Here is a 26,437-nt window from a genome sequence, read left to right as displayed (position 1 = left end):
GCCCGCAGCCGAAATCGAACCGCCCAACCAGCGGAGCGCTTCGCGGGGGCTATTCCAGTAGCTCCGCGTACGAACCCATGGCGAGGGCTATGTCCGCCTGGGCCCAGAACCGGTGGTACGTGAACGTGGGCGCGGCACCGCCCTGGAGATAGCTCTCGATCTTCGACCAGGCCGGGTCGTCCTGGTAGAAGGAGCGGATCGAGGCGAAGGTCGACGACGCGTCGACCGTGTCGCCGTTCGGCATGGTGCCGCTCCAGCCGCTCGGGACGTAGATCCCGTCGTCGAAGCGGTTGTAGTCGGCGCGGGTCTCCGGGACGGCGATGCCGAGCGCGTCCTGGTTGTTCTCCCACATGCCGTCGAGCAGCGCCTTGGCGGTCGAGGCCGCCTCCGTGTCGCCCGAGCGGTCGGCGTAGTACGTCAGGGTCTTGGCGTACGCCGCCGCCACACCGACGTCGTTGGTGTAGTCCGCGACCTCGACGTGCAGGTCGCCGTTGTCACCCGGGGACGCGGCGTTCCAGGTGTCGGGCTGCCCCGACCACTGGAGCGTCGAGGGGATCCGGAAGGTGCCGTCCGGGTTGACGGTCGTCTCCGACAGCGCCCAGTCGACCCACTCGTCCAGGACCTCCTTGGCACCGGCGTCACCGCTCTGCTGGTAGTACTCGGCGACCCGCTCCATGGACCACGCCTGGAAGCCGAACCACTGGTTGGACGGCGGGTCGTGGTACACCGGCTTCTCGTCGTAGTACATGCCGTAGAAGGTCGGCGTACCGGCCGGCGGCGTCGCGTACCGGCCCGCCCAGCTGTTGGTGGCGCCGCCCGCGATGGCACCCTCGTCGGACTGGAGCCAGCGGTAGAACTCCACCTGCCGGTCCAGGGACTTCGCCCAGTCCGACTGGCCCGTCGCCGACTTCGGCTTCAGGTCGGCGTCGGTGCTCAGCGCGTACGCGGCCAGCGGGTTCTGGTAGCCGCCGTGGGTGTGGCTGGAGCCGATGCGCCAGGCCCAGCCCGCCGAGGTGTCCACCGCGCCGCCCCAGGCGTAGTACCAGGACAGCAGGTACATCGAGGAGTCCTTGCCGCTGCCGGCGGGGCAGCTCGACGGCCCCACACAGTCGCCGACCTTCTTGAAGTACTTGTCGAACATGGCGTAGCGCAGGTAGTCGCCCATCTTCGCGGCCTTGTCCAGCGTCGCGGAGATCTCGTCGCTCCTGCCCTGCTCCCCGGCCCAGATGTCCGCCCAGTACGCGGCCTGCACGGCGCGCGCGTCGGCGTCGGGGGCGTTGGTGAACTTCCACTGCTTGGCGTAGGAGGCGTCACCGGTGAACAGGTCCAGGTAGCCGTTCTTCCCGCCGTACTTGAAGGCGTCGCAGGTCGGCTGCGGCACTGTCTCCCACACCGACTCCTGCGCGCCGCGCTGGAAGGTGTTGATGTAGGACGGGCCGGTGTCCGAGGGGCCCGCCTCGCACTTGCCGGGCGAGTTGCCGTAGCCGTAGGTGTTGTCGACGTCCTGGAGCCAGTGCATGCCGTACACGTCGTCCGTGCCGTACGCCGACTTCAGCTCACCGGCGATCGGGTCCGCGCCCACCGAGACGGTGCCGTCCAGCGGCGCCGGGTACTCGTTCGGCGTGTCGAGCTCCGGCGCGTACGTCGCCGGCTTGGAGGCGTTGTAGGAGGAGTTGGTCGGCTGGTCGGCGTGGGTGGGGATCATGTACGTCTCCATGATCTCCCAGGCGTTGTTGAACCGGGTCCAGTCGCCGGTCACCTTGCCGTACATGGCCTGGAGCCACAGCAGGTAGCTGTACGCCTCCGACGTGGTCTCGTGGCCGTGGTCGGGCGCCTCGACGATGAGGGTCTCCACCGAGTGGTAGGGGATGCCCTCGGGCGAGAAGTAGCCGTTCGCCGGGTCGGTGATCTTGCCGTACAGCTCCAGGAAGCGGGCGTCGTAGTCCTTCGCCGCCGCCAGCTGGGTCACGGTGACCGCCGCCTTGCCGTGGCCGGGTGCGGTCGACTCGAAGACGGCCGACCCGCTGCCGGAGGCGTCCGCCGAGACGGTCACCTCCTGGGCGGTGTCCCAGTTCGACGGCGTGAAGGTGAGGCTCGCGCCGCCGGTCAGCGTCAGACCCGTGTTGCCGCTCGCGCGGGAGGTCGTGACGGTCACGTTCGCCGTCGGCTGCTCCGACAGCTTGACCTCGTACGTCCCCGACTCGCCCTGCTGCACGCCCAGTTGGCCCGGCGAGGCGACCACGGTCGGTCCGGCGGCCACCGTGACGCCGACCGGCGTCGAGTCCGCGGAGGCGCCCATGCTGTCGTAGGCCTTCGCCACCAGGGAATGACTGCCCACGGTCAAGCCAGTGGCCGAGTACGTGTAGGGCGAGCTGGTGTCGGTGCCCAGCAGCGTGGCGTCGTCGTAGAACTCCACCTTGCTGATGGTGGCGCCGTCGGCGGCGGCCGCCGTGGCCGCCAGCGGCACGGCCTCGTCCCGCGCGTACACGGCGCCCGCCTCGGGGCTGGTCAGCACGGTGATCGGCGGCTGGTGCGCGCCCACGCAGGAGGTGCCGTTGACCGCGAAGCCGGTCGGTGCGGCGTTGCTGCCGCTGTACGTGAACTGTCCGCCGGTGGAGACGGCGGCCCCGGCGGCGATCCGCGCGTTGTACGACGCGTTCTTCACGGTGACGTTCTGCCCGGACTGGGACCAGCTGCCGTTCCAGCCGTTGGCCAGCTTCTGGTTGCCCGCGTAGGAATACGTCAGCGTCCAGCCGTCGATGGCGTCCGTGCCACGGTTGGTCAGCGTCAGCTCCGCGGTGAAGCCGGCGCCCCAGTCGTTGGTCTTGTAGTCCACGCTGCACTGGAGTGCGGCCGCCTGGGCCGGAGTCGAACCTGTGCCCAGCATCGTGAGGGGAAGTGCGAGGGCCGCCAGTGCGGCGGTCCACCAGCGCCGCGCGGCGCGGCGACCGGGTCTGTGTCTCGGGTGCATGGTGCTGGTTCCTCCTTGCGGCTCGGGGAGGGTGGGGGAGGAGCAACAAGCCTTGAACCAGTGGGAGCGCTCCCATAGTGGGGAGGGTGCCTGGCGCGGTCAAGATGTGTGAACAGTCGAAAAGATTCGACAGGTTCGACGGGGAGAAAGTCGGTAACTCCTCTGTTCTTTACCGTCACTTGGCGCTACCTTCGCTGCACCAGTGGGAGCGGTTCCACCAGTCGACGCGTCCGTCACGGCGCGCCCGAACTGCAAGGAGTCGCTCATGCGCCACCCCCCGCTCCACCTTCCGCGTTCAGGACTTTTAGCCGTTGCCGCAGCCGTGGCCGCTACCCGTCCGACGCCCCACCGGCCCGTGTGCCGGTTCGCTCACCCCCCGGGCCGCTCCGCCGTGCCCGCGGGCCGTTCCTGACCTCCGATCACGACGGCACCCCCATGCCGATCGGCAGCGGGCCGCGCCGACGAAAGCGCTGCCCGGGACGACAGCAGCACCCCCACGAAAGAAGGAACCCGCACTCATGACCCGTACCAGAACCGCGATGCTCGCCGCCCTGACCCTGGTCGCCGGCGCCTCCGGCACGGCACTGGCCGCCCATTCCGCGAGCGCCGGAGCCGCGGCCGCCGCCTGCACCGTCGACTACCAGGTGCAGAACGACTGGGGAAGCGGATTCACCGCTGCCGTGACCGTCACCAACAACGGTGCCGCCACGTCCAACTGGTCGCTGGGATGGACCTACGCCGGCAGCCAGAAGGTCACCAACAGCTGGAACGCGAAGGTCACTCAGAGCGGCTCCGCCGTCACCGCGGCCAACGAGTCCTACAACGGCACCCTGTCCACCGGCGGTTCGGCGAGCTTCGGCTTCCAGGGCACCTACAGCGGCAGCAACGCGATCCCGGCCACCTTCACCCTGAACGGCGTGACCTGCAACGTCGACGGCGGGACCGACCCCACGGACCCGCCCACCGATCCGACCGACCCGCCGACCGACCCCACCGGCCCGGGCGACCGGGTGGACAACCCCTATGACGGCGCCCAGGTCTACGTGAACCCCGAGTGGTCCGCGCACGCCGCCGCCGAACCCGGCGGTGACCGCATCGCCGACCAGCCGACCGGCGTGTGGCTCGACCGGATCGCCGCCATCGAGGGCGCGAACGGCGGCATGGGCCTGCGCGACCACCTGGACGCCGCGCTGGAGCAGAAGGGCTCCGGCGAGATGGTCGTCCAGCTCGTCATCTACAACCTGCCGGGACGCGACTGCTCCGCCCTCGCCTCCAACGGCGAGCTGGGCCCGACGGAGATCGACCGGTACAAGACCGAGTACATCGACCCGATCGCCGAGATCCTCTCCGACTCGAAGTACGCGGACCTCCGGATCGTCACCACGGTCGAGATCGACTCGCTGCCCAACCTGATCACCAACGTCTCCGGGCGGCCCACCGTCACGGAGAACTGCGACGTGATGAAGGCCAACGGCAACTACCAGAAGGGCGTGGGCTACGCCCTGAACAAGCTCGCCGACGCCGGCAACGTCTACAACTACGTCGACGCCGGCCACCACGGCTGGCTCGGCTGGGACACCAACTTCGGCCCCTCCGCCGAGATCTTCAAGACCGCCGCCACCACCGAGGGCGCGACCCTCGACGACGTGCACGGCTTCATCGTCAACACCGCCAACTACAGCGCCCTGAAGGAGGAGAACTTCAAGATCACGGACTCGGTGAACGGAACCTCCGTGCGCCAGTCCGACTGGGTCGACTGGAACCAGTACACCGACGAGCTGTCCTACGCCCAGGCCATGCGCGACAAGCTGGTCTCGATCGGCTTCGACAGCAACCTCGGCATGCTGATCGACACCTCCCGCAACGGCTGGGGCGGCGCCGACCGGCCCGCCGGACCGGGTGCGACGACCGACGTGAACTCCTACGTGGACGGCGGGCGCTACGACCGCCGCATCCACCTCGGCAACTGGTGCAACCAGTCCGGCGCCGGCCTCGGCGAACGCCCGCAGGCCAGCCCCGCCGCCGGGATCGACGCGTACGTGTGGATGAAGCCCCCGGGCGAGTCCGACGGCTCCAGCAAGCTGATCGACAACCCGGACGGCAAGGGCTTCGACCGGATGTGCGACCCCACCTACACGGGCAACGAGCGCAACGGCAACAACATGTCGGGTGCCCTGCCCGACGCCCCGATCTCCGGGGCCTGGTTCTCCGCGCAGTTCCAGGAGCTCATGAAGAACGCCTACCCGCCCCTGTCGTGAGCGGGTTCCCGCGCATGCCACGCGGGTGAACCGCCGGGGTCCGGTCCTTGCGGGCCGGGCCCCGGCGGCCGCCTCTTTTTTGCGGGAGCGGCAACATCGGTTGCACCCGGCCGGTGAGTCGTCGCACGCTGGCGGCATCGCGAACGGGAGGCTGACCGGCATGGCGCACGACCACCACCACGACACACACGGCCCCGCCCACCAGCAGGAACACGGGCACGGACACGGACACGGAAACGGGCACACACACGATCACGCCGACGTCGACTGGGCCGAGATGGCCCCGCACCTGGAGGCGCAGGCCGAGCTGTACACGCCGTTGTACCGGCAGGCCATGACCTGGCTGGCCCGGGAGGTGACCGAGCCCGGCCTGGTCGTCGACGTCGGCAGCGGGCCCGGCGTCGTCTCCTGCCTGTTCGCCGACACCTTCCCCGGCGCCCGCGTCGTCGCCGCCGACGGTGCCGCACCGCTGCTCGAGCGGGCCCGCGCCCGTGCCGAGCGACTCGGGTTCGGCGACCGCTTCGGCACGCTCGCCGGGGACCTGCCCGGGGCCCTGTCCGAGCTGGACTACCCGGCCGACCTGATGTGGGCCAGTCAGAGCCTGCACCACCTGCCCGACCAGCGGGCGGCCCTCGCCGCGCTCGGCGGGCACCTCGCACCCGGCGGCACCCTGGCGATCCTGGAGGGCGGCCTGCCCGCCCGCTTCCTGCCCCGCGACATCGGGATCGGGCGCCCGGGGCTCCAGGCCAGGATCCGCGCCGTGGAGGAGGACGCGTTCGCCGAGATGCGTGCCGACCTGCCGGACTCCGTGGCCGAGGCCGAGGACTGGGCCGCGATGCTGACGGCCGCCGGGCTGAAGCACACCGGCACCCGCAGCTTCCTCCTGGACCTGCCCGCGCCCGTCTCCGACGCGGCCCGCGACTACGTCACCACGTCACTGTCCCGGCTGCGCGAGCGGATCGGCGAGCGCCTGGACGCCGAGGACCGCGCGACCCTGGACCGGCTGCTCGACCCCGCCGACGAGGCGGGCGTGCACCGCCGCCAGGACCTGTTCGTCCTCGTGGCGCACACCGTCTACACGGCGGTACGGCCGGTCTGAGCCCGGCCCTTGACTTCGAGAGCGCTCCAAGTGATGGACTCCCCGCTGTCCGTGAGAGAAGCAGGACAGACACAGGGGGACTCATGACCGACACACCGGTCACGCTCATCACCGGCGGCGGCAGCGGCATCGGAGCCGCCGTCGCCCGGCGGCTGCTGGACGCCGGGCAGCGGGTTGCCGTCACGGGACGCGGGGAGGAGAGGCTGCGGGCGTTCAGCGCGGAGCTGGGCGACCCGGCGGGTCTGCTGACGCTCCGGGGAAGCGCCGCCGAGCACACCCAGGTGGTCTCCGCCGTCGAGGCCACGCTCAAGGAGTTCGGCCGTATCGACACGGTCGTCGCCAACGCCGGTTTCGCCACCCACGACTCGGTCGCCGAGGGCGACCCCGCGGGCTGGACCGAGATGGTGCTGACCAACGTACTGGGCCCGGCCCTGCTGATCAGGGCCTCCATCGACGCGCTCAAGGCGACCCGCGGACGGATCGTGCTGGTGGGCAGCGTCGCGGGCTTCGTGAACACCCCGGGCAACATCTACGGCGCCACCAAGTGGGCGGTGACCGGGCTCGCCGAGAACACCCGGCGCGAGGTGACGCAGTGGGGCGTGGGCGTGACCCTGATCGCGCCCGGCCGGGTGGAGACCCCCTTCTGGGACGGCACCGGCGGACTGCCGCCCGGCGAGCTGCTCACCGCCGGCCAGATCGCCGACTCGGTCGTCTGGGCCATGACCCAGCCCGCCGGGGTCGACGTCAACACCGTGGTCGTACGGCCGCTGGGGCAGCCCAACTGACGACGGACGCAGGGGCCCGGCCACGCACGCGGCCGGGCCCCTCCGTCCGGGCGCACCGCTCAGGAGTTGACGTCCGCCGGGTCCGAGCCCAGGCGCCGGTCCTCGTTCAGCGCGCTGATCGCCGCGAGGTCCTCGGTGTCCAGGGAGAAGCCGAACACGTCGATGTTCTCCTTGATCCGGGACGGCGTCACGGACTTCGGAATCACCACGTTCCCCAGCTGGAGGTGCCAGCGCAGCACGACCTGGGCCGGGGTGCGCCCGTGCTTCTGGGCGATCGCGACGATCGCCGGGATGTCCAGGATGCCCTTGCCGGAGCCGAGCGGGGACCAGGCCTCGGTGGCGATGCCCTGCTCCGCGTGCACCTCGCGGGCGGCGTGCTGCTGGAGGTGCGGGTGCAGCTCGATCTGGTTGACGGCCGGGATCACCGAGGTCTCGGCGGTCAGCCGCTCCAGGTGCTCCGGCAGGAAGTTCGACACGCCGATGGCGCGGACCCGCCCGTCGGCCAGCAGCTTCTCGAACGCCTTGTAGGTGTCGACGTACCTCTCCTTGGCCGGCACGGGCCAGTGGATCAGGTACAGGTCGAGGTACTCCAGGCCGAGCTTCGCCATCGAGGTGTCGAAGGCGCGGAGGGTGGAGTCGTACCCCTGGTCGCTGTTCCAGAGCTTGGTGGTGACGAAGAGGTCCTCGCGGGCCAGACCGGAGGCGGCGATCGCCCTGCCGGTGCCCTCTTCATTGCCGTAGATCGCCGCTGTGTCGATGCTGCGGTACCCGGCCTCCAGGGCCAGGGCGACGGCGGTCTGCGCCTCGTCGTCCGGCACCTGCCAGACGCCGAAGCCCAGCTGGGGCATCTCGACGCCGTTGTTCAGGATGATCGGGGGGACCTTGCTGCTCACGAGCTCTTGATCCTTCGGTTGTGGTCAGGTGGTACTCATATCGTCAACGATCACGAGCCCGGACGCATTCCTGACCGTGGAACTCACGCTGTGTAAAGGGCCTCGACCTCGGTGCCGTAGGCGTTCTCGATGGCCTTGCGCTTCAGCTTCAGCGAGGGGGTCAGCAGCCCGTGCTCCTCGGTGAACGGCTGGGCGAGGATGCGGAAGGTGCGGATCGACTCGGCCTGCGACACCAGCGTGTTGGCCGCGACGACCGCGCGCCGCACCTCCGTCTCCAGGTCGGCGTCGTGCACCAGGTCGGCCGGGGGCATCCGCGGCTTGTTGCGCATCGTCAGCCAGTGCTCGACCGCCTCCTGGTCGAGGGTGATGAGGGCGGCCACGTAGGGCCGGTCGTTGCCGACGACGATGCACTGGTTGACCAGCGGGTGGTCCCGCACCCGCTCCTCGAGGAGTCCCGGGGAGACGCTCTTGCCGCCGGAGGTCACCAGGATCTCCTTTTTGCGGCCGGTGATGGTGAGGTAGCCGTCCTCGTCCAGGGCGCCCAGGTCTCCGGTGGCCAGCCAGCCGTCGTGCAGGGTCTCGTCGGTGGCCTTGGGGTTGTTCAGGTAGCCCTCGAAGACGTTCTCGCCGTTGAGCCAGATCTCGCCGTCGTCCGCGATGTGCACGGTCATGCCCGGTATCGGCTGCCCGACGGTGCCGTAGCGGGTGCGCTCGGGCGGGTTGGCGGTGGCGGCCGCCGTGGACTCGGTCAGGCCGTAGCCCTCGTAGATCTGCACGCCCGCGCCCGCGAAGAACAGCCCGAGGCGCCGGTCCATCGCCGAGCCGCCCGACATCGCGTTGCGGATGCGCCCGCCCATCGCGGCCCGGACCTTGGAGTAGACGACCTTGTCGAAGAACTGGTGCTGCATCCGCAGGCCCGCCGACGGGCCGGGGCCGTCGCCCCAGGCCTTCGCCTCCACCGCCTCCGCGTACTTCACGGCCACGTCGACGGCCTTCTCGAAGGGACCGGCCTTCCCCTCCTTCTCGGCCTTGCGCCGCGCCGCGTTGAACACCTTCTCGAAGATGTACGGCACCGCCAGGATGAAGGTCGGCCGGAAGGCGGCCAGGTCGGGCAGCAGGGCCGCGGCGTTCAGCTGCGGCTGGTGGCCGAAGCGGACCCGGCCGCGGATCGCCGCGACCTCCACCATCCGCCCGAAGACGTGCGCGAGCGGAAGGAAGAGCAGCGTCGCCGCCTCGTCGCCCCGCTTGGAGTGGAACACCGGCTCCCAGCGCTCGATGACGGTGTCCGCCTCGTACATGAAGTTGCCGTGGGTCAGCACGCAGCCCTTGGGGCGGCCGGTGGTGCCCGAGGTGTAGATGACGGTGGCCACCGAGTCCGGGGTGACCGCCTTGCGGTGCCGGTGGACCACCTCGTCGTCGAGGTGCGCGCCCGCGTCGTACAGCTCCTGGACGGCGCCGGAGTCCAGCTGCCACAGGCCGCGCAGGTGCGGCAGCCGGTCGATGACGGTGGCGATCGTCATCGCGTGGTCCTCGTGCTCCACGACCGCGGCCGTCACCTCGGCGTCGTAGAGCATCCACATGCACTGCTCCGCCGAGGAGGTCGGGTAGATCGGCACCACCTGGGCGCCGATCGTCCACAGGGCGAAGTCGAACAGGGTCCACTCGTAGCGGGTGCGGGACATGATGGCGACCCGGTCGCCGAAGCGGATGCCCTGGGCCAGCAGCCCCTTGGCGAGGGCCAGCACCTCGTCGCGGAAGGCGCCGGCGGTGACGTCCCGCCACTGCCCGGCGTCGTCCTTGCGGCCGAGCGCGATGTGCCGGGGATCCTCCCGGGCATGCTCGAAGACGACGTCGGCCAGACCGCCCACCGGTGGTGCCAGCGCCAACGGAGGACTGGTGAACTCGCGCAAACCCCGCTCCCCGCTTTTCGATCCCCGCTTTTCGATGACGCCCCCCGCACAGCGCGGTGAAAGCTACCCCACCCGGCGCGGGGACGGGAGGGGCGTCAAATTCGAACAGGGCTCATGTTCGCGCTGGTCAGCGAGAGGAAATGCGCTCACATGGGGAGTGGTCGGACAGATTCCTGACGGTTGAGTAAGGTTCGGTGCCGTAATCTCCACCGAATCTGTACGACCCGCTTACCGCCGGTACGGGGGTGCCGGAACGGCCTCCTCCTCTTTCAGCGCGGGCGGCGCGGAATCCGTCACACCGGCGTCCCGGCCCCCGCGTTCGGCCCTGACCAGGACGAGTACCAGCACCCCGGCGACGGCCGCGACCGCGCCCGCGGCCACCGCGGCCGCGTTCAGCCCGGAGGCGAACGAGGTCCGCAGCGCGTGCTCGCCGAACACGCCCCGCAGGGCGCCCGCCGCACCGCCCGCCAGGCCGTGCGCCGCGTCGTGCGGCAGCGAGTCCTGCATCCGCGAGGTCAGCACCGTGCCGAACACGGCGATGCCGAGCGCGTACCCGAGCTGCCGGAAGGTGTTGACCGCGCCCCCGGCCATGCCGGACCGCTCCGCCGGGACCGCCGCCAGCGCCGCGCCCGCGATCCCGGGCGAGACCAGCCCCGTCCCGACCCCGACCAGGAGCAGCCCCGGCACCAGGGCGGACGCCGTGGAGCCCGCGTCCAGGAACGCCATGCAGAACTGCCCCGCCGCGATCAGCAGCAGCCCGCCCCCGATGGTCAGCCGCGCCGGCACCCCGTGCAGCAGCCGCCCGCCCGCCGCGGCCACCACGAACGACGCCAGCGACAGCCACACGAACACCAGACCGCCCCGCACCGGGCTCATCCCCAGCATCGTCTGGAGCCATATGGAGGTGTACGCCATCACGCCGAAGGCCGCCGCGTTGAAGGCCAGCCCGCCCAGCATGACGCCCGAGAACGCGGGCCGCAGGAACAGCCGCGGGTCCAGCAGCGGATCGGCGACCCGGCGCTCCACGGCGACGAACGCGCCCAGCGCGAGCGCCGCGAGCCCGAAGGAGGCGAGTGTGCCGCCCTCCGTCCAGCCGTGCGTCCCGGCCCGCACCGCCCCGTACGTCAGCGCCCCGGCGAAGGCCGCGAAGAGCGCGGTCCCCGCCCAGTCCACCCGGCGCCCGGCCGCCCCGCGGGACTCCGGCACCACGCGCAGCGTCAGCCAGACCGCCACCACGCTCACCGGCAGGTTCACCCAGAAGATCCAGCGCCAGCCCGGACCGTCGGTGAGCAGTCCGCCCAGCACCGGGCCCACGGCCGCCGCCGCCCCGCTGACCGCGCCCCACACCCCGAGCGCCATCGACCGCCGGCGCCCCTGGTAGACCGAGCCGAGCAGCGGCAGCGTGGTGGCGAACATCGCCGCCGCGCCCACCCCTTGCAGCCCGCGCGCGGCGACCAGCATCCCGGGTCCGGTGGCCAGCCCGCACAGCAGCGACGCCACCGCGAACAGCACCACGCCCGCCACGTGCACCCGGCGCCGTCCCAGGACGTCGGCCGCGGCGCCGAGTCCCAGCAGCAGCGCGGCCAGCGCCAGCGCGTAGCCGTCCATCACCCATTGCAGATCGCTCAACGACGCGTGCAGCCCCCGGGCCATGTCCGGCAGCGCGACGACCGCGATCGTCACGTCCAGCAACAGCATGAACGTCCCCAGGCACACCGCCGTGAGCGGTCCCCATGTACGCATGTTCCGTCTTCTCTCCCGTGTCGTATGTCCTTGCCTGCCTCCGTACGATGGTTCGCGCCCGGCCGATCGCATCGGTTCACGGCGACCATGTGACGGAAGCCGACAGGAAAGGCCGCCATGCGGATGGAATCCGACTCCTTCGACGAACTCGACCTGGGGCTTCTCGACGCGCTGGAAGTGAACGGCCGCGCGTCCTTCAGCCGCATCGGGGCGGTACTCGGCGTCTCCGACCAGACCGTCGCCCGCCGATACCGCAGGCTGTGCGCCGAGGGCGGGCTGCGGGTGGTCGCCGTCCGGGACGCCCAGCGGCTCGGCCAGGACCACTGGACGCTGCGGCTGCGCTGCGTGCCGGACAGTTCCGCGGCCATCGCGGACGCCCTCGCGAAGCGGCCGGACACCAACTGGATCGGGGTGGCCAGCGGCGGCACGGAGGTCATCCTCGGAACCCGGCCGCGTAGCCCCGGCGCCCGCGACGACCTGCTCCTCGGCAAGTTGCCGCGCACGCCGCGCGTGCTGGAGATCCACGCCCACCAGATGCTGCACCGCTTCTACGGCGGCCCGAGCGGCTGGCTCCGCAAGTTCGGCGTGCTCAGCGACGAGCAGGTGGCGGCCTTGCGAACCGAGCCGGATCCCGCCCGGCAGGGACCGGCCCGCATCGACCCCGAGGACGAGCCGTTGCTCGCCGTCCTGGAACGGGACGGCCGGGCCACCTACCCCGAACTCCAACGCGCCACCGGTCGCTCCGAGTCCGCCGTCAAACGCCGCCTCGCCGCGCTGCTCGCCTCCGGTGCCGTCTACATCGACGTCGAGTACGACCCCGACATCCTCGGCTACCGCACCGACGCCGCCCTGTGGATCACCACCAGCCCCGCCGCCCTCCACCGGGTCGGTGAGGCCCTCGCCGCCCACGACGAGATCGCCCACGTGGCCGCGACGGCCGGGCCGTCCAACATCATCGCCACCGCCGTCGTCCGCAGCACCGCCGACCTCTACGCCTACCTGAGCGGACCGCTCGGCCACTTGGAGGGCGTCCAGCACCTGGAGGCGTCCCCGCTCCTGCGTCGCGTCAAGCGGTTGACGTATCAGAGGCCCGTGCGCTGAGGCCGGTGCAGGCGGTCGCCACCCGCCAGGATCGCCGCCGCCAACGCGTCGGCCGCGCCCTGCGCCGACGGGCGGCGCCGGCCGTGCACCAGCACGAAGTCGACGCCGCCCAGCTCGGGCAGCCCGGCCCGGTCCGGCACCCGGACAAGACCGGGCGGGACGAGACCGCGCGAGTGGGCCATCACGCCCAGGCCCGCACGGGCGGCGGCGATCAGGCCGTTCAGGCTGCCGCTGGTGCACGCCACGTGCCAGGCCCGGCCCTGGCGTTGCAGGGCGTCCAGCGCCAGCGCGCGGGTGATGCCGGGCGGCGGATAGACGATGAGCGGCACCGGGCGGTCCGGGTCCAGACGCAGCCGCGGCGCCCCGATCCACACCAGCCGGTCGCTCCACACGGGCTCGCCTCGCGGGTCCTCGGGCCGCCGCTTGGCCAGCACCAGATCCAGTTTCCCGGCCGCCAGCCGCTCGTGCAGGGTGCCCGACAGCTCCACCGTCAGCTCCAGGTCGACCTCCGGATGGTGGTGCCGGAAGCCCTCCAGGATCTCCGGCAGCCGGGTCAGCACGAAGTCCTCGGAGGCCCCGAACCGCAGCCGCCCGCGCAGTCGGGTGCCCGTGAAGAAGGCCGCCGCCTGCTCGTGCACCTCCAGGATCCGGCGCGCGAACCCGAGCATCGCCTCCCCGTCCTCCGTCAGCTCCACGGAGTGCGTGTCGCGGCTGAACAGCTGCCGCCCGGTGGCGTCCTCCAGGCGCCGCACGTGCTGGCTGACCGTCGACTGACGCAGCCCGAGCCGCCGGGCGGCCTGCGTGAAGCTCAGCGTCTGGGCCACCGACAGGAAGGTGCGCAGGTGGGAGGGGTCGTACATGCCGCCAGACTACCGGTGGTCATCGCGGATCACGATGACAGTCAGAGCGGTATACCGGATTCCCGATCGCCGGACGGGGGAGCAGGATGGAGCGGGGACCCGTGACCCCGTCGAACGAGCAGTACGAGCAAGCAGCAAGCAGTACGAACAAGCAGCGAGCAGTACGAGTAAGCAGCGAGCAAGTGGAGCACCGTGAAACGCCTGCGTTGGCCGCGTTGGATGCCGATCGACCCGTACATCCTGCTGCTGCTCGGCACGGTGGGCCTCGCGGCGCTGCTGCCGGCCCGCGGCACGGGCGCGGACGTCGCCTCCGGCGCCTCGACCGGCGCGATCGCGTTCCTCTTCTTCCTCTACGGCGCCCGGCTGTCCACCCGTGAGGCCATGGACGGCGTACGGCACTGGCGGCTCCACGTCACCGTGCTGGCCTGCACCTTCGTGGTCTTCCCGCTGCTCGGCCTGGCGTCGCGCGGTCTGGTGCCGGTGCTCCTGACCGATCCCCTCTACCAGGGCCTGCTCTTCCTCACCCTGGTCCCGTCGACCATCCAGTCCTCGATCGCCTTCACCTCCCTCGCCCGCGGCAACGTGCCCGCCGCCATCTGCGCCGGGTCCTTCTCCTCGCTGGTCGGCATCGTCGTCACCCCGCTGCTGGCCGCCGCCCTGCTGGGCAGCGGCGGCGGAGGGTTCTCCGCCGACTCGGTGGTGGAGATCGTGCTGCACCTGCTGGTGCCCTTCGTGGCCGGGCAACTGCTGCGCCGGTGGATCGGTGGCTTCGTCGCCCGGCACAAGAAGGTGCTCGGGCTCGTCGACCGCGGCTCGATCCTCCTGGTCGTCTACACCGCGTTCAGCGAGGGCATGGTCGAGGGCATCTGGCACCAGGTGAGCCCGGCGCGGCTGGCCGGGCTGCTGGCCGTCCAGGCGGTGCTCCTGGCGGTGATGCTGGCCCTGACCTGGTACGGGGCGAAGGGGCTCGGCTTCGGGCGCGAGGACCGGATCGCGATCCAGTTCGCCGGGTCCAAGAAGTCGCTCGCCGCCGGACTGCCCATGGCCAGCGTGCTGTTCGGCGCCCAGGCCTCGCTGGCGGTGCTGCCGCTGATGCTCTTCCACCAGATGCAGCTGATGGTGTGCGCGGTCATCGCCAAACGCCGGTCGCGCGACCCGGAGGCGCTCCCGGCCGAGCGGGACGCCGCCCCGGTGCGCGCCGCGGTCGGCACCGGCGGCCGTTCCGCCTGAGGCGACCGCACCCGCGCGGTGCCGGTCAGCCGCCCGTGTCCGCCCCGGCCGCCCCGTCCACCCGGTCCAGGGGCAGGTGCAGGACGGTGCTCGCGAGGGCGGCGGGCGGCGCACCGGCGGCGATCTCCGCGTCCGTCAGGGCCCGGTTCCACACCCGCACGTCGTCGACGGCGCCGGTGAAGCGGGCCCGTCCGTCCATCCGCTCACCGACGTGCACGCCGAAGGGCGAGTTCCGGCTGACCGAACCCGGCACGTCCGCCGCCTCCGCCGTCGCCGAACCGTCGAGGAACAGCGTGAGCCGGCCCCCGCCGCGGCGCAGCGCCAGATGGTGCCACTGGCCGTCGTTGCGGGCCCCGTCGGCGCGTACCCACGCCGAGCGCGGCGCCGCCGCGCCGTCGCGCGCGGTGATCAGCCCCTGCACCCTTCCGTCGCCGGGCTGGGCGCGCAGCCACACCTGGGGCTGCGTCGTGCCGACACCGCCCATCCACAGCAGCGGCTGCTCCCCGCCGGACGCCGAGTAGCGGAACCACAGCGACGCCGTGAAGTCCCCCTCCCCGAGCGCCAGCCGCTCGTCGTAGGGCAGCCGTACGGCGTCGTCGGCGCCGTCGAAGGCCAGCGCGCCGCCCACCGCGCCGTCCGTGGTCCCGGCACCGCCGAGCACGGCCGCGGGCGCGGCACCGGGCGCCAGGTCGGGGGTGGTGGGATCGGCGGCCCGGCGGGGCGCGAGCCAGTCCTCGGTGAAGCGGGCGAAGCGGATCTCGTCCCGGGCGTCCGACGCCCCGCCCTCGTACAGCAGGCCCACGGTGCCGTCGTCGGCGGACACCAGGTCCGAGTAGCCCGACCAGTCCCGGGTGACGACCGTGCCGCGGTCCACGCCGTCCCAGGTCGCGCCGCCGTCCCAGGAGGAGCGGACCGTCATCGTCCGGCGGCGGTCGGGGTCGGCCGGTACGGACAGCAGGGTGCGGTCGCCGAGGCGCAGCACCGCGCCCTGCACCTGCGGGGCGTACAGGTCGGGCAGCGTCCGGAAGGGGGCCGCGAAGGTGTCGCCGCCGTCCAGGCTGAGCGCCTGGGTACGGTGGCCGAGGTCGGTGCCGTTCTCCTCCCGGCCGCTGACCAGGAGCGCACCGTCGGCGCGTTCGGTGAGGGTCAGTTCGGAGGGCTTCTGCCGGAAGGTGCCGTCGGCGGCGACGGGCCAGGTGTCGGTGGCGCCGGTCCTCCAGTGCTCGCCGCCGTCGTCACTGACCACCAGCGCCGCGTGATGGGCGGTGACCCGGGTGCCGTCCCAGGTCTCGGCGTTGACTCCGACGACGAGCCGGCCGGGGTGGGCGCCGCCGGTGAGCTGAACACCGTGCACGGGGCCGGTGGCGTACCAGGAGTTCCAGTCGGGCGGCAGGATCTCGGCGCTCAGGTCGCGGGGCGCCGACCAGGTGCGGCCGTCGTCGTCGCTGTGCTGGAGGTGCGGCGTGCGGGCGCAGGGCACCGCGCAGTTGGCGCCGTCCGCGCGGCCCGCGTTGTACGTCTCCAGCAGCAGGACGCGCCCGGTGGCACGGTCGACGACCGGGGCCGGATTGCCGTGGGTGTCGCCGCCGCCGTCGTTGACGACCTTGAGCGGGCCCCAGGTGCGTCCGCCGTCGGTGGAGCGCTTGAGGACGATGTCGATGTCGCCGGCGTCCCCGCAGTCGAGGACGCGGCCCTCGGCGAAGGCGAGCAGGGTGCCGTCCGTGGTGCGCACGATCGCCGGGATGCGGAAGCAGGCGTACCCGCCGGGGTCGCGGGCCGCGTCGAAGAGCACCTGCTCCTCGAAGGCGGGCGCACGGTGCTCGGGCCGCGCGTGTGCCGGGACGGGGGAGGACACGGCGAGCGCGCAGGACGTGGCGAGCGCGAACCAGAAGGGACGGCGGGTGCGAGGGGGCATGGCGCGGTCTGCCCTTCGGGCGGCTGGTGGGAGGGGGACCCTTTCGTCCGGACATCAGTACAAGAGACGTCCGGTGTCCGCGGGGACCGCGCCGTCCCCCGCGTGTCGGACACCGAGGCGGTCGAGGCGGGGCCCCCGGGGCGCAGGGGGCGCTCCCCGCCCGGCAGGGGCCCCGCCGCCGTGCAGCGGGGAGGGGTGGGGTCAGCCCTGGGCGGCCGCGGCCCGCAGCGCGACCCGGCCCTCACCCGCGTACACGTTCATGGAGCTGCCGCGCAGGAAACCCACCAGCGTCAGCCCGGTCTCGGCGGCCAGGTCCACGGCCAGCGAGGACGGCGCCGACACCGCGGCCAGCACCGGGATGCCGGCCATCACGGCCTTCTGCGCCAGCTCGAAGGAGGCCCGGCCCGACACCAGCAGCACGGACCGGGACAGCGGCAGGTCCCCGTTCTGTAGGGCGCGTCCCACCAGCTTGTCGACCGCGTTGTGCCGGCCCACGTCCTCCCGTACGTCCACCAGCTCGCCGTCCTCGGTGAACAGCGCCGCCGCGTGCAGCCCGCCCGTGCGGTCGAAGACCCGCTGGGAGGCGCGCAACCGGTCGGGGAGGCCCGCGAGGAGTTCCGGGGTGAGGCGGACCGGGGGCGTGTCGGCGACGGGCCAGCGGGCCGTCGTACGCACCGCGTCCAGGCTGGCCTTGCCGCACAGGCCGCAGGAGGAGGTGGTGTAGACGTTCCGCTCCAGCGTGATGTCGGGGATCCGCACGCCGGGGGCGGTCTTCACGTCGACCACGTTGTAGGTGTTGGAGCCGTCGACGGTGGCGCCCGCGCAGTACACGATGTTCTGGAGGTCGCCCTGCTCGGCCAGCACGCCCTCGCTCACCAGGAAGCCCGCCGCCAGCGCGAAGTCGTCGCCCGGGGTGCGCATCGTGATGGCGAGCGGTTTGCCGTTCAGCCGGATCTCCAGCGGTTCCTCGGCGACGAGCGTGTCCGGGCGGGTGGAGACCGCCCCGTCCCTGATGCGGATGACCTTGCGTCGTTCCGTGACTCGTCCCATGTCGTGCCCCTTGCGCCGGTCGGTGTGCCGGTCAGTCCCGGTTCTGTACGTGCTGGTAGCCGAAGCGGCCCTTGATGCAGAGATTGCCGTGGGTCACCGGGTTGTCGTGCGGTGAGGTGACCTTGACGATCTCATTGTCCTGCACATGGAGCGTGAGATTGCAGCCCACTCCGCAGTACGCGCACACCGTCGTCGTCTCGGTCTGCCGCTCCTCGTCCCAGGTGCCCGCCGCCCGCATGTCGAACTCCGACTTGAAGGACAGGGCACCGGTGGGGCACACCTCGATGCAGTTGCCGCAGTAGACGCACCCCGAGTCGGTCAGCGGGCCGTCGTGCTCGACCGAGATCCGGGCGTCGAAGCCGCGGCCGGAGACGGAGATGGCGAAGCTGTTCTGCCACTGGTCGCCGCAGGCGTCCACGCACTTGTAGCAGAGGATGCACTTGCCGTAGTCGCGCACGTAGAGGTCGTTGTCGACCCGTGGTTCCTCCTCGACGCGCGCCGCGTCCGGACCGAAGCGGTCGGGCTTGGCCTCGTACTCCTTGATCCACTGGGCGACCGAGGGGGTGGTGGACAGGTCGACCGAGGAGGCGAGGAGTTCGAGGACGACCTTGCGGCTGTGCCGGGCGCGCTCGGTGTCCGTGCGCACCACCATGCCGGGCTCCGCCGTGCGCGAGCAGGCGGGCGCGAGGGTTCTGGCGCCCTCGACGTCCACCACGCAGACCCGGCAGGCGTTCTTCGGCGTGAGCGTGTCGCCCTCGCACAGGGTCGGGACGTCCTTCCCGGCGGCCCGGCAGGCGTCGAGGATCGTGGACCCTTCGGGGACCCGGGCCTCCTGCCCGTCGAGGGTGAACTCCACCAGGCGGCGCGGCACTCCGAGCGGTATCGCGGTCATTCGTACGCCCCCAGACGGTCGATGGCGGATTCCACGGCGTTCCACGCGGTCTGCCCGAGACCGCAGATCGAGGCGTCCCGCATCGTGCGGCCGACCTCGCGGAGCAGGGCGATGTCGTCGGCCGCCGCGGCACCCGTGCGGTCGGCGATCCGGTGCAGCGCCTCCTCCTGGCGCACGGTTCCGACCCGGCACGGCACGCACTGACCGCACGACTCGTCGCGGAAGAACTCGGCGATCCGCAGGAGGAGCCGGGGAAGCGGGACCGTGTCGTCGAAGGCCATGACGACGCCGGAGCCCAGGGTCGTGCCCGCCTCGCGGGTGCCTTCGAAGGTGAGCGGGATGTCGAGTTCGTCCGGGCGGACGAAACCCCCGGCCGCGCCGCCGAGCAGGACCGCGCGGAGGTTGTCGCGGACCCCGGCGAGGGTGAGCAGCTCGCCGAGCGTGGCACCGAAGGGGAGTTCGTAGACGCCGGGGCGGGCCACCGTGCCGGACACGCAGAACAGCTTGGGGCCCGTGGACGTCGGCGTGCCGATCGCGGCGTAGGCCTGGGCCCCCATGGTGAGGATGGGGAGGACGTTGACCAGCGTCTCGACGTTGTTCTCCACCGTGGGTTTGCCGAACAGCCCCTTCTCGACCGGGAACGGCGGCTTGGAGCGGGGCTCGCCGCGGTGGCCCTCGATGGAGTTGAACAGGGCCGTCTCCTCGCCGCAGATGTACGCGCCCGCGCCGCGCCGGATCTCGATGTCGAAGGCGTAGCCCTGACCGAGGACGTCGTCGCCGAGCAGGCCGCGGGTGCGGGCCTGCTCGATGGCGTGGGTGAGGCGGGCCAGCGCGCGGGGGTACTCGCCGCGGAGGTAGAGAAAGCCCCGGTGGGCGCCGGTCGCGTAGGCCGCGATCGTCATGGCCTCGACCAGGGCGTACGGGTCGCCCTCCATCAGGACGCGGTCCTTGAAGGTGCCCGGTTCGGATTCGTCGGCGTTGCAGACCAGGTAGTGCGGGTGGTCGGGCTGGGCGGCCGTCGCCTGCCACTTGCGGCCGGTGGGGAAGGCGGCGCCGCCGCGGCCGACCAGGCCGGCGTCGGTGACCTCGCGGATGACGGCGGCGGGGCCGAGGGCGAAGGCGCGGCGCAGGGCGGTGTAGCCGCCGTGGGCGCGGTAGTCGTCCAGGGAGGTGGGGTCGGTGGTGCCGATGCGGTGGAGGAGGGTGAGGGTGGGGGTGCCGGTCTGGGGGACGGCGGTTTCGGGGGCGGGTTCGGTGGGGGCGGTTTCGGGGGCGGTGGCCGCCGCGATCGCTTGGTCGGGGGTTGCGGGGGCGCATACCGCCGTCGCGTGGAGGGTGTTTCGCCCCCGCCGCCCCTTCCCTGTCCCGTCCCCGGGGGCTGCCGCCCCCGGACCCCCGCTTTCGGCCTGGACGGCCTCGTCCTCAAGCTCCCCCAGAGGGGGTACCCCCAGACGGGCTGGGTGGCCCGCCCGGATCGTCAAGGTTGCCGGGGCCCGTTCGCACAGGCCCAGGCAGGGAGATCGCTCGACCTTCACGCCGCTCTGCGGGCCCAGGCGTGCCTCCACGGTCGCGCACAGCTCACTCGCGCCCGCCGCCGTGCACGCCAGGTCGGTGCAGACGTGCAGGACCGTGGCCGGGCGGGGGCGGACCGAGAACATGGCGTAGAAGGTGGCCACCCCGTACGCCTCGGCCGGGGGGACGGTCAGGCGGCGGCACACGTAGTCCAGGGCGCCCTCGCTGATCCAGCCGACCCGGTCGTTGAGCGCGTGCAGGGCCGGCAGGAGCTGGTCGCGGCGGTCCCGGGCCTCCCGGCCGCCTCGCGCCCACCTGAGGTCCGCATCGGAGCGGTCCGCGCCCTCCCAGGAGGACTCGGGCGGGCCGAGCAGGGCGTCGACGGCCGCGCGTTCCTCGTCCGTGGGCTTGCTGTCACCGAAGCGCAGGTCCACCGGTGCTCACCTTCTCGATCCGGATCGCCGAGGCCTTGAACTCCGCCGTACCGGCGATGGGACAGTTCGCCTCGATGGTCAGCTGGTTGGTGTCCACCTCGTCGGGAAAGTGGAAGCTCATGAAGGCCAGGCCCGGACGCAGCGCCGGGTCGACCCAGACGGGGGCCAGCAGCGAGCCGCGCCGGGAGGTGACCCGGACCTCCTCGCCGACCACCACCCCGTAGCGTTCGGCGTCCTCCGGGCAGAGCTCGACGGACTCGCCGCGGCGCAGCGGGGAGGCGTAGCCGCCGCTCTGCACCCCCGTGTTGTACGAGTCGAGACGGCGTCCCGTGGTCAGCCGGATCGGGTACTGCTCGTCGGTGAGGTCCACGGGCGGGTCGTGCCGGACGAGGCCGAAGGGGGCCCGGCGGCCGCGGTCGGCCGGGTCCGGTGCCCACAACCTCCCGTGCAGGTACGTCGGTTCCAGTTCCTCCGTGCTCGGGCACGGCCACTGGATGCCCTGGTGCTCGTCCAGGCGGGCGTACGTCATCCCGTGGTGGTCGGGGGAGAGGGAGCGCAGCTCGTTCCAGACCGCCTCCGCGTCGGCGTACTTCCAGTCGTGGCCGAGGCGGGCCGCGAGGTCGCAGAGGATGTCGATGTCCTCGCGGGCCTCTCCGGGCGGGGTCACGGCCCTGCGCACCCGTTGGACGCGCCGCTCGCTGTTGGTGGTGGTGCCCTCCGTCTCCGCCCAGCCCGCCGTCGCCGGGAGGACCACGTCGGCCAGTTCGGCGGTCTTCGTGAGGAAGATGTCCTGGACCACCAGGAAGTCCAGTGCGCGCAGGCGGCGTACCGCCTGGTCGGAGTCCGCCTCCGACTGGGCCGGGTTCTCGCCGATGCAGTAGACGGCGCGGAGCGAGCCGTCGTCCATGGCCTCGAACATCTCCGTCAGGGTGAGGCCGTGGCGCGGCTCGACCACCGTGTCCCACGCCGTCTCGAACTTCCGGCGGACCTCCGGGTCGAGGACGTCCTGGAAGCCGGGCAGCCGGTTGGGGATGGCGCCCATGTCACCGCCGCCCTGCACGTTGTTCTGGCCGCGCAGGGGCTGGAGGCCGGAGCCGTAGCGGCCGACGTGACCGGTGAGCAGGGAGAGGTTGATCAGGGCGCGGACGTTGTCCGTGCCGTTGTGGTGTTCGGTGATGCCGAGCGTCCAGCACAGCTGGGCGCGCTCGGCACGGGCGTAGGCGTGCGCCAGCTCGCGGATGGCGGCGGCCGGTACGCCGGTCACCTTCTCGGCGAGGGAGAGGGTCCAGGGCTCGACCAGGGCCCTGTAGTCGTCGTAGCCCGTCGTCGCGCGCGCGATGAACGCCTCGTTGGCCAGGCCCGCGTGGATGATCTCGCGGCCGACCGCGTGCGCCAGCGCGATGTCCGTGCCGACGTTCGGGCCGAGCCAGCTCTCCGCCCACTCGGCGGTCGAGGTGCGGCGCGGGTCCACCGCGTACAGGCGGGCGCCGCCCCGGATGCCCTTCAGCACGTGCTGGAAGAAGATCGGGTGCGCGAAGCGGGCGTTGGAGCCCCACATCACGATGACGTCGGTGTGCTCGATCTCCTCGTAGGAGGAGGTGCCGCCGCCCGAGCCGAAGGCGGCCGACAGGCCCGCGACGCTCGGCGCGTGGCAGGTGCGGTTGCAGGAGTCGACGTTGTGGGTGCCCATGACCACCCGGGCGAACTTCTGCGCCACGTAGTTCATCTCGTTGGTCGCCCGCGCGCACGAGAACATCCCGAACGCGCCGCGTGCCGCCGTCAGGCCCCGGGCCGTGCGGTCCAGGGCCTCCTCCCAGGTGGCCCGGCGGAAGGGCTCGTCGCGCGAGTCCCGGACCAGGGGATGGGTGAGGCGGGTGTAGGTCTTGGGGGTGCGGTCGCGTTTCCTCATGCGGCGCTCCTCAGCGCGAGCAGGTCCGACAGGGCGTGCACGGTGCGCAGGGTGGGCACCGGGACCCCGGTGATCTCCGCCAGCTCGACGACGGCCGCGAGTAGCACGTCGAGTTCGAGCGGCTTGCCGCGCTCCAGGTCCTGGAGCGTGGAGGTGCGGTGGTCGCCGACCCGTTCGGCGCCCGCGATCCGGCGTTCGATGGAAACGCCGACCTCGCAGCCGAGGGCTCCGGCGACCGCCAGCGTCTCGGCCATCATGGTCTCGATGACCTCGCGGGTGCCGCCGTGCCGGCACATCTGGCGCATGGTGGCCCGGGCCAGGGCGCTGATCGGGTTGAAGGAGATGTTGCCCAGCAGCTTCAGCCAGATGTCGCTCCGCAGGTCCGGCTCGACCGGGCACTTCAGACCGCCCGAGCGCATCGCCTCGCTGAGCGCCAGGCACCGCGGCGAGATCTCCCGGCCGGGCTCGCCGATCGAGAACCGGGTGCCTTCCACGTGCCGTACGACGCCCGGCTGTTCCAGTTCGGTGGCCGCGTACACCACGCAGCCGACGGCCCGTTCGGGCGCGAGCACCGCACTGACCGCGCCGGCCGGGTCCACGCTTTCGAGACGGCGCCCGTCCCAGGGACCGCCGTGCCGGTGGAAGTACCACCAGGGGATGCCGTTCTGGGCGGCCACGACCGCCGTGCTCTCGTGCAGCAGCGGCTCGATCAGCGGCCCGCACGCCGCGTACGAGTTGGCCTTCAGACCCAGGAACACGTAGTCGACCGGGCCGACTTCGGCCGGGTCGTCGGTGGCGCGCGGATGCGCGGTGAAGTCGCCGCGCGGGCTGCGCACCCGTACCCCGTACTGCCTCATGGCCGCCAGGTGCGGTCCACGGGCGATGAGATGCACGTCGGCGCCCGCACGGTGGAGCGCGGCGCCGACGTAGGCGCCGATCGCCCCGGCGCCGAGGACTGCGACTTTCATGGCGGGGGAGCTCCGTTCGGTCGAGGGATACCGAGGAACCGGGAAGAGATCAGTCGAGAAGTCTCGATGATGTCGACGAAATATTGTCTACAGTATGGAGGTTGGGGCGGCAAGGCTTTGTGCAGCAGTGGTGGTGGTCCGTAGTCGTGTGATCGGCTTTTGTAGTTGTCTGCTCAACAGTCTTCTCAAGCGCTTTCCGGATGCCTACGGTTGGGGACCCATGAGTCCCCCCGTCGCACCCCCGGGCTGGAGCCGCTGGCTCGTCCCCCCGGCCGCTCTCTCGGTCCACCTCTCCATCGGCCAGGCCTACGCCTGGTCCGTGTTCAAACCGCCCCTGGAATCCGCGCTCGGCCTCAGCGGCACGCAGAGCGCGCTGCCCTTCCAGCTCGGCATCGTCATGCTCGGTCTCTCGGCCGCGTTCGGCGGCACGCTCGTCGAACGGCACGGGCCACGCTGGGCGATGACCGTCGCCCTGGTCTGCTTCTCCTCCGGCTTCCTGCTCTCCGCGCTCGGCGCGGCGGTGGAGCAGTACTGGCTGATCGTCCTCGGCTACGGCTTCGTCGGCGGGATCGGCCTCGGCATCGGCTACATCTCGCCCGTCTCGACGCTGATCAAGTGGTTCCCGGACCGGCCGGGCATGGCCACCGGCATCGCCATCATGGGCTTCGGCGGCGGCGCCCTGATCGCCTCGCCCTGGTCGGCGCAGATGCTGAAGTCCTTCGGCACCGACAACTCGGGGATCGCCCTCGCCTTCCTCGTGCACGGACTGACGTACGCCGTCTTCATGCTCCTCGGCGTGCTGCTGGTCCGGGTGCCGAGGCCCAAGGAGCGGGCGGACGGCCGCCCCGCCCCGCTCGAAGGGGTCCAGGTCTCGGCGCGTTCGGCGCTGCGCACGCCGCAGTTCTGGCTGCTGTGGCTGGTGCTCTGCATGAACGTCACGGCCGGCATCGGCATCCTGGAGAAGGCCGCGCCGATGATCACGGACTTCTTCGCGGACACGTCCACCCCGGTGTCGGCGACCGCGGCGGCCGGCTTCGTGGCCCTGCTGTCGGCGGCCAACATGGCGGGCCGAATCGGCTGGTCCTCGACCTCCGACCTGATCGGACGCAAGAACATCTACCGCGTCTACCTCGGTGCCGGCGCGTTGATGTACACCCTGATCGCGCTGTTCGGCGACTCCTCCAAACCGCTGTTCGTGCTGTGCGCGCTGGTCGTCCTCTCCTTCTACGGCGGCGGCTTCGCCACGGCCCCGGCCTACCTCAAGGACCTCTTCGGCACCTACCAGGTCGGCGCGATCCACGGGCGGCTGCTCACCGCCTGGTCGCTGGCCGGGGTCCTCGGGCCGCTGATCGTGAACTGGATCGCCGATCACCAGGAGGAGGCGGGGCGGCACGGCTCGGACCTCTACGGCACCTCGTTCCTCATCATGATCGGGCTGCTGGTCGTCGGCTTCGTCGCCAACGAACTCGTCCGGCCCGTCCACGCCCGGCACCACGAGCCCACGGCCACCGTTGCCGCGACCACCGTCCCCGCGCCGAAGGAGGGCAACGATGTCACCCGACAGCAGCCAGAGTCCGCCTGAGGCCGCCGAGGTGCCCGACCGGCGGCCGCTGATCGCCTTCACCTGGCTCTGGGTGGGCGCGCCGCTCGCCTACGGGCTGTACGAACTCGTGCGGAAGGCGACCCAGCTCTTCACCGGGTGAGCGCGGACACCGGCGACCGGGACGGCCCGGGGCGGCAGAGGATGCTGACCGAAGCCGACAACCCGGGCGCCGGTTTCCTGTCGTATCACCTGCCGTCGTACCCGTCGGTCACTGATCACACTGGTGGATCCCGTACCCCGAGGCAGCGAGGACTCCACCCATGCACCACGGCTCCCGCATCACCGCCGTCGGCCACTACCAGCCCGCCCGGATCCTCACCAACGAAGACCTGGCGGGCATGGTCGACACCAGCGACGAGTGGATCAGGAGCCGGGTGGGCATTCGTTCGCGCCGGATCGCCGGACCCGACGAGCCGGTCGACGAGCTGGCCGGCCACGCCGCCGCGAAGGCGCTCGCGGCGGCCGGGCTGACCCCCGCCGACGTGGACCTGGTCGTGGTCGCCACCTCCACCGCGATCGACCGCTCCCCGAACACCGCCGCCCGCGTCGCGGCCCGCCTCGGCATGCCCGGCCCCGCCGCGCTGGACCTCAACGTCGTGTGCGCGGGCTTCACCCACGCCCTGGCAACCGCCGACCACGCGGTACGGGCCGGCTCGTCGAGCCGGGCGCTGGTCGTCGGCGCGGACAAGATGTCCGAGGTCGTCGACTGGACCGACCGCACCACCTGCGTGCTGGTCGGCGACGGGGCGGGGGCCGCCGTCGTGGAGGCCTGCGCGCCGGGCGAGGAGGCGGGGATCGGTCCCGTGCTGTGGGGCTCGGTGCCCGAGATGGGCAACGCCGTCCGCATCGAGGGGACGCCGCCGCGGTTCGCGCAGGAGGGACAGAGCGTCTACCGCTGGGCCACCACCCGGCTGCCCGCCATCGCGCGCCAGGCCTGCGAGCGGTCCGGCCTCGAGCCCGCCGACCTCGCCGCGGTCGTCCTGCACCAGGCCAACCTGCGCATCGTCGAACCCCTCGCCGCGAAGATCGGCGCCGTCAACGCCGTGGTCGCCCGCGACGTCGTCGAGTCGGGCAACACCTCCGCGGCGAGCATCCCGCTGGCGCTCTCCAAGCTGGTGGAACGGGGCGAGATCACCACCGGCGACCCGGTGCTCCTGTTCGGCTTCGGCGGCAACCTCTCCTACGCCGGACAGGTCGTCCGCTGCCCCTGAAGGCCCGTGCGGCCCTGATGTGACGTGCCCTACACCCCGGTCCCCGGCAGGAGCGCGCCGTAGACTGTAGACGAAAGACAATCAATACTTCGC

19 protein-coding genes are annotated in these 26,437 nt (G+C 71.9%); 8 read left to right on the top strand and 11 right to left on the bottom strand.

Translation table 11 applies throughout. From position 1 onward, the window contains the following. Positions 1-49 precede the first annotated feature (49 nt). A complete protein-coding gene (locus tag B9W62_RS06325) occupies positions 50-2,971 on the bottom strand; it encodes a glycoside hydrolase family 48 protein (RefSeq protein ID WP_087806002.1) in 2,922 nt (973 codons plus the stop codon). Between the two features lie 518 nt (positions 2,972-3,489). Between B9W62_RS06325 and B9W62_RS06320 the strand changes: the two genes are divergently transcribed. The 3 genes from B9W62_RS06320 to B9W62_RS06310 all read left to right on the top strand — a co-directional run bounded on the left by B9W62_RS06320 (position 3,490) and on the right by B9W62_RS06310 (position 7,113). Continuing rightward, positions 3,490-5,229, top strand: a complete 1,740-nt coding sequence (locus B9W62_RS06320) for a cellulose 1,4-beta-cellobiosidase (RefSeq protein WP_087806000.1) — start codon at positions 3,490-3,492, stop codon at positions 5,227-5,229. Between the two features lie 160 nt (positions 5,230-5,389). After that, entirely contained in the window at positions 5,390-6,328 is a 939-nt protein-coding gene (locus B9W62_RS06315) for a class I SAM-dependent methyltransferase (protein WP_087805998.1), read from the top strand. 83 nt (positions 6,329-6,411) lie between these two features. Continuing rightward, complete coding sequence (locus B9W62_RS06310) at positions 6,412-7,113, top strand: SDR family oxidoreductase (protein ID WP_087805996.1); 702 nt, start codon at positions 6,412-6,414, stop codon at positions 7,111-7,113. Between the two features lie 59 nt (positions 7,114-7,172). Here the strand turns inward: B9W62_RS06310 and B9W62_RS06305 are convergent, their stop codons facing one another. The 3 genes from B9W62_RS06305 to B9W62_RS06295 all read right to left on the bottom strand — a co-directional run bounded on the left by B9W62_RS06305 (position 7,173) and on the right by B9W62_RS06295 (position 11,659). Continuing rightward, entirely contained in the window at positions 7,173-8,006 is an 834-nt protein-coding gene (locus B9W62_RS06305; protein ID WP_087805994.1) for an aldo/keto reductase, read from the bottom strand. 83 nt (positions 8,007-8,089) lie between these two features. Continuing rightward, positions 8,090-9,916 (bottom strand): AMP-dependent synthetase/ligase, encoded by a 1,827-nt coding sequence (locus B9W62_RS06300; RefSeq protein WP_087805993.1) that lies wholly within the window; start codon positions 9,914-9,916, stop codon positions 8,090-8,092. A 228-nt stretch (positions 9,917-10,144) separates the two neighbouring features. Beyond that, a complete protein-coding gene (locus B9W62_RS06295; RefSeq protein ID WP_087805992.1) occupies positions 10,145-11,659 on the bottom strand; it encodes an MFS transporter in 1,515 nt (504 codons plus the stop codon). A 117-nt stretch (positions 11,660-11,776) separates the two neighbouring features. On the opposite strand from B9W62_RS06295, the gene B9W62_RS06290 reads away from it, so the two are divergent. Then, entirely contained in the window at positions 11,777-12,760 is a 984-nt protein-coding gene (locus B9W62_RS06290) for an Lrp/AsnC family transcriptional regulator (protein ID WP_087805990.1), read from the top strand. Here the strand turns inward: B9W62_RS06290 and B9W62_RS06285 are convergent. Continuing rightward, positions 12,742-13,620: a LysR substrate-binding domain-containing protein gene (locus B9W62_RS06285; RefSeq protein WP_087805988.1), complete on the bottom strand. Its 879-nt coding sequence runs from the start codon at positions 13,618-13,620 to the stop codon at positions 12,742-12,744. The genes B9W62_RS06290 and B9W62_RS06285 overlap by 19 nt on opposite strands. Positions 13,621-13,812: 192 nt before the next feature. Between B9W62_RS06285 and B9W62_RS06280 the strand changes: the two genes are divergently transcribed. Beyond that, a complete protein-coding gene (locus B9W62_RS06280; RefSeq protein ID WP_087805986.1) occupies positions 13,813-14,850 on the top strand; it encodes a bile acid:sodium symporter family protein in 1,038 nt (345 codons plus the stop codon). Between the two features lie 25 nt (positions 14,851-14,875). On the opposite strand, the gene B9W62_RS06275 is transcribed toward B9W62_RS06280, so the two are convergent. The 6 genes from B9W62_RS06275 to B9W62_RS06250 all read right to left on the bottom strand — a co-directional run bounded on the left by B9W62_RS06275 (position 14,876) and on the right by B9W62_RS06250 (position 23,530). Further along, a complete protein-coding gene (locus tag B9W62_RS06275; RefSeq protein WP_087805984.1) occupies positions 14,876-16,765 on the bottom strand; it encodes an exo-alpha-sialidase in 1,890 nt (629 codons plus the stop codon). 201 nt (positions 16,766-16,966) lie between these two features. Beyond that, a complete protein-coding gene (fdhD, locus tag B9W62_RS06270) occupies positions 16,967-17,815 on the bottom strand; it encodes a formate dehydrogenase accessory sulfurtransferase FdhD (RefSeq protein WP_087805982.1) in 849 nt (282 codons plus the stop codon). A gap of 31 nt (positions 17,816-17,846) precedes the next feature. Beyond that, a complete protein-coding gene (locus tag B9W62_RS06265) occupies positions 17,847-18,707 on the bottom strand; it encodes a 2Fe-2S iron-sulfur cluster-binding protein (RefSeq protein WP_087805980.1) in 861 nt (286 codons plus the stop codon). Then, the gene (locus tag B9W62_RS06260; RefSeq protein WP_179235374.1) at positions 18,704-20,653 is read right to left on the bottom strand and encodes an NAD(P)H-dependent oxidoreductase subunit E; all 1,950 of its coding nucleotides are present in this window, start codon (positions 20,651-20,653) and stop codon (positions 18,704-18,706) included. The genes B9W62_RS06265 and B9W62_RS06260 overlap by 4 nt, the downstream gene beginning before the upstream one ends. Continuing rightward, complete coding sequence (locus B9W62_RS06255) at positions 20,634-22,562, bottom strand: molybdopterin oxidoreductase family protein (RefSeq protein WP_087805978.1); 1,929 nt, start codon at positions 22,560-22,562, stop codon at positions 20,634-20,636. The genes B9W62_RS06260 and B9W62_RS06255 overlap by 20 nt, the downstream gene beginning before the upstream one ends. Continuing rightward, positions 22,559-23,530 carry a 2-dehydropantoate 2-reductase gene (locus B9W62_RS06250; protein WP_087805976.1) on the bottom strand — a complete coding sequence of 324 codons (972 nt, stop codon included), beginning with the start codon at positions 23,528-23,530 and terminating at the stop codon, positions 22,559-22,561. The genes B9W62_RS06255 and B9W62_RS06250 overlap by 4 nt, the downstream gene beginning before the upstream one ends. Before the next feature lie 220 nt (positions 23,531-23,750). On the opposite strand from B9W62_RS06250, the gene B9W62_RS06245 reads away from it, so the two are divergent. From B9W62_RS06245 to B9W62_RS06240, 3 genes are all read left to right on the top strand, one after another. Continuing rightward, the gene (locus B9W62_RS06245; protein ID WP_087805974.1) at positions 23,751-25,112 is read left to right on the top strand and encodes an OFA family MFS transporter; all 1,362 of its coding nucleotides are present in this window, start codon (positions 23,751-23,753) and stop codon (positions 25,110-25,112) included. Beyond that, positions 25,081-25,233: an MFS transporter small subunit gene (locus B9W62_RS40105; RefSeq protein WP_171987485.1), complete on the top strand. Its 153-nt coding sequence runs from the start codon at positions 25,081-25,083 to the stop codon at positions 25,231-25,233. The genes B9W62_RS06245 and B9W62_RS40105 overlap by 32 nt, the downstream gene beginning before the upstream one ends. A gap of 160 nt (positions 25,234-25,393) precedes the next feature. Next, the gene (locus B9W62_RS06240; protein WP_087805972.1) at positions 25,394-26,344 is read left to right on the top strand and encodes a beta-ketoacyl-ACP synthase III; all 951 of its coding nucleotides are present in this window, start codon (positions 25,394-25,396) and stop codon (positions 26,342-26,344) included. Positions 26,345-26,437: the final 93 nt, after the last annotated feature.

The organism is Streptomyces sp. CS113 (assembly GCF_002188365.1).
GTDB classification, from domain to species: domain Bacteria; phylum Actinomycetota; class Actinomycetes; order Streptomycetales; family Streptomycetaceae; genus Streptomyces; species Streptomyces tendae.
Note: the sequence above shows the minus strand (reverse complement) of the source record. Positions and strands in the feature narration are given on the sequence as shown.